The sequence below is a fragment of the Azohydromonas aeria genome (assembly GCF_009760915.1).
Taxonomy (GTDB): Bacteria; Pseudomonadota; Gammaproteobacteria; order Burkholderiales; family Burkholderiaceae_C; genus Azohydromonas; species Azohydromonas aeria.
The window spans coordinates 1-3,162 of sequence record NZ_VIDQ01000170.1; the positions used below are offsets into that span (position 1 = coordinate 1).

Annotated in this window: 4 protein-coding genes and 1 pseudogene; 4 read left to right on the forward strand and 1 reads right to left on the reverse strand. The window is 69.9% G+C overall.

What is annotated here, in order from left to right; translation table 11 throughout:
* From FJ694_RS36160 to phoB, 3 genes are all read left to right on the forward strand, one after another.
* A partial coding sequence (locus FJ694_RS36160) for a phosphate ABC transporter ATP-binding protein (RefSeq protein ID WP_157272200.1) occupies positions 1 to 327 on the forward strand: 327 nt, incomplete at its 5' end.
* 38 nt (positions 328 to 365) lie between these two features.
* Complete coding sequence (gene phoU, locus FJ694_RS36165; RefSeq protein ID WP_157272349.1) at positions 366 to 1,073, forward strand: phosphate signaling complex protein PhoU; 708 nt, start codon at positions 366 to 368, stop codon at positions 1,071 to 1,073.
* Between the two features lie 66 nt (positions 1,074 to 1,139).
* Positions 1,140 to 1,847 carry a phosphate regulon transcriptional regulator PhoB gene (phoB, locus tag FJ694_RS36170; RefSeq protein WP_157272350.1) on the forward strand — a complete coding sequence of 236 codons (708 nt, stop codon included), beginning with the start codon at positions 1,140 to 1,142 and terminating at the stop codon, positions 1,845 to 1,847.
* 53 nt (positions 1,848 to 1,900) lie between these two features.
* On the opposite strand, the gene FJ694_RS36175 is transcribed toward phoB, so the two are convergent.
* The gene (locus FJ694_RS36175; RefSeq protein ID WP_157272351.1) at positions 1,901 to 2,593 is read right to left on the reverse strand and encodes a winged helix-turn-helix transcriptional regulator; all 693 of its coding nucleotides are present in this window, start codon (positions 2,591 to 2,593) and stop codon (positions 1,901 to 1,903) included.
* 352 nt (positions 2,594 to 2,945) lie between these two features.
* On the opposite strand from FJ694_RS36175, the pseudogene FJ694_RS36180 reads away from it, so the two are divergent.
* Positions 2,946 to 3,162 (forward strand): annotated as a pseudogene (locus FJ694_RS36180) (polyphosphate kinase 1); the annotation flags it as partial.

A 3,162-nucleotide genomic window follows, 5' to 3' on the forward strand; every position in this document is an offset into this window, starting at 1 on the left:
AGCGGCGCGGGGCTCTCGGGCGGCCAGCAGCAGCGGCTGTGCATCGCGCGCGGCATCGCCATCCGCCCGGAGGTGCTGCTGCTCGACGAGCCGTGCTCGGCGCTGGACCCGATCTCCACGGGCAAGATCGAGGAGCTCATCCACGAGCTCAAGAGCGACTACACGGTCGTGATCGTGACGCACAACATGCAGCAGGCCGCGCGCTGCTCGGACTACACGGCCTACATGTACCTGGGCGACCTGGTGGAGTTCGGCCCGACTTCGGAGCTGTTCATGAAGCCGCGCAAGAAGGACACCGAGGACTACATCACCGGGCGCTTCGGCTGAGACGGGCCCGCGCAACCAACGCTTTGAAGGACACCGTGATGCCCGACAAACACCTTTCCTCCGAGTTCGACGCCGAGCTCGGCGCCATCTCCAACCGCGTCATGGAGATGGGCGGGATGGTCGAATCCCAGATGGCGCAGGCGATGTACGCGCTGGCGCATTTCAGCCTGGAGACGGCGGCCCAGGTGCTCGAGCGCGAGGTCATGGTCAACGGCATGGAGCTGGAGATCGACCGCGAGCTTTCGGCGGTGATCGCGCGGCGCCAGCCCACCGCGCGCGACCTGCGGCTGCTCATCGCCGTGAGCAAGGCCACGGCCAACCTGGAGCGCGTGGGCGACGAGGCCGCGCGCATCGCGCGCACCGTGCAGCAGCTGGTCAAGGCCGGGCTGTCCACGCGCATGCGCGTGCCCGTGGGCGACCTGGCCTACGAGGCGGAGCTGGCCATGATCAACCTGCGCAAGGCGCTGGACGCCTTCGCGCGGCTGGATACGGCGCGCGCGCTGGAAGTGCTCAAGGAAGACGACCAGATCGACCAGGAGTTCGACGGCTTCATGCGCAAGCTCATCACCTACATGATGGAAGACCCGCGCACCATCTCCGCCAGCATCGACCTGGTGTTCGTGGCCAAGGCCATCGAGCGCGTGGGCGACCATGCCAAGAACCTGGCCGAGGTGATCATCTACGTCGTCAAGGGCACGGACGTGCGCCATGCCCCGATGGAGACGGTCGAGAACGCCATCCGCTGAACTGCTGAAGCGGTGGCTTCTGGATTCGTTGAGTCCGCACAAGAAGCAGGAAGTGAGGGAACTGTCGTGAGTGAGGTGCTGGTGGTCGAGGACGAGGGCGCGATCGCGGAAGTCATCGCGATGAACTTGCGCCATGCCGGCCATGAGGTGACGGTGGTCGCGGACGCGGAAGCCGCCGTCGCGGCGGTGGACCGCGTGCTGCCCGACCTGGTGCTGCTGGACTGGATGCTGCCCGGGCGCTCCGGCGTGGCGCTGGCGCGGCAGTGGCGCGCCGACGCGCGCACGCGCAGCCTGCCCATCATCATGCTCACGGCCCGCTCCGAGGAGTCGGACCGCATTGGCGGCCTCGACGCCGGGGCGGACGACTACCTCGTCAAGCCCTTCTCGATGCAGGAGCTGCTGGCGCGCATCCGCGCGGTGCTGCGCCGGCGCGCGCCCGAGGCGCTGGAGACGCCGCTGGAGATTGCCGGGCTGCGGCTGGAGCCGGCCACGCGCCGCGTCTCGCGGCAGCTCGACGGCGCCACGCGCGACGTCAGGCTCGGCCCCACCGAGTTCCGGCTGCTGCATTTCTTCATGGCGCATCCGCAGCGCGTGCACTCGCGCGCGCAGCTGCTCGACCGGGTCTGGGGCGACCATGTCTTCATCGAGGAGCGCACGGTGGACGTGCACGTGAAGCGGCTGCGCGAGGCGCTCGCCGGCGTGGACTGCGCGCCGCTGATCGAGACCGTGCGCGGCGCCGGCTACCGGCTGGCGCAGTCCCTGGCGGCTCACTGAGCCGCCGGGCCGCCGCTGCCGCGCGGCCCGGATGCGCCGCGCTGCGACGCGGCTCAGGACCGCGTGATCGTGGCGACGTTGAGCCGGTAGCCGTAGCCGCGCTGGGTCTGGATCATGGAGCGGGTGCGGTCGCGGTCGAGGTGCTTGCGCAGCCGCTTGATGTTCTGGTCCACGGTGCGCACGTCCACCGGCCGGTCCGCGCCCCAGGTGGCGGCGATGATCTGCTCGCGGCTGACCACGCGTCCCTGGTGCTCGATGAGGCAGCGCAGCAACTCCAGCTCGGCGCGCGGCAGCGAGATCACGTCCACTTTCTGCCCGCGCTCGACGCGCACCTCGTGGCGCAGCGGGTCCAGCTCCAGCGGCCCCAGGCGCAGCGAGGCTTCCGGCGCCACGGGCGCTGCGGCCGCTTGCCTGCGGCTGAGCTGTTCCCCGAGGCAGCGCACGACCTCGTGCGGGGCGAAGGGTTTGCTGATCCAGAGCTGGCGCCCGGCAGCGGTGCCGGCGCCGGGCTGAGCCCGCGACGACAGCACCAGCGTGGGCGCGGCATGGCCGGCGGCTTCGTCGGCCGGCGCGTCGAGCCACGCCGCCGCCGCCGGCGCATCGGCGTCCACCAGCACGGCGTCGGGCCGCACTTCGCCGGCGAGCTGGCGACCTTCCAGCGCCGAGGCGGCCAGGATGGGCAGCAGCCGCGCGTGCTGCAGGTGCGAGGCCAGCAGGTCGCGGATGGCGGTGTTCTCGATGATCACCAGGACGGACCTGGGAACGGGAAGTCGCGTCGATGGCGCAGCGGATCCGGGCATGGTCATGGCGTGGGCTGGGGTCCTGCTGAAGGCGGAACGGAAGCCGCCGGGTACGGGCTGCCATGTTGACGCGTTGATGTGACAGTCTTTTGACGATGTCGCGATGTGGGCGGCCCGGCGTCAACGAGATCGTGACGAAAACCTTGCACGACGTTCCCGGCGTGCCGGCCAGCGTTGCGCCGGCATCCGGCGAAGCATTCTTGTGGCAGGCATGAGGGCGTTGTCACAGGCTTGTCGCAAACGGTTCATAGACTCGTTGCGCATGAATGACGCTTTCGCTCCCGGACAAGAACCCGCCATGCCGACCGCCGCGCCGGATGCGCCGCAGCCGCTGCCCTTGGTGCTGCTGGACCGGGAGAAGGCGATCCTGGCCTTCAACCGCCGGGTTCTGGCGCAGGCGCGGCGCGACGACGTGCCGCTGCTGGAGCGGCTGCGCTACGTCACGATCGTGTCGTCGAACCTCGACGAGTTCTTCGAGGTGCGCTTTGCCGACGTGATGGAAGCGGCCCGGCTGC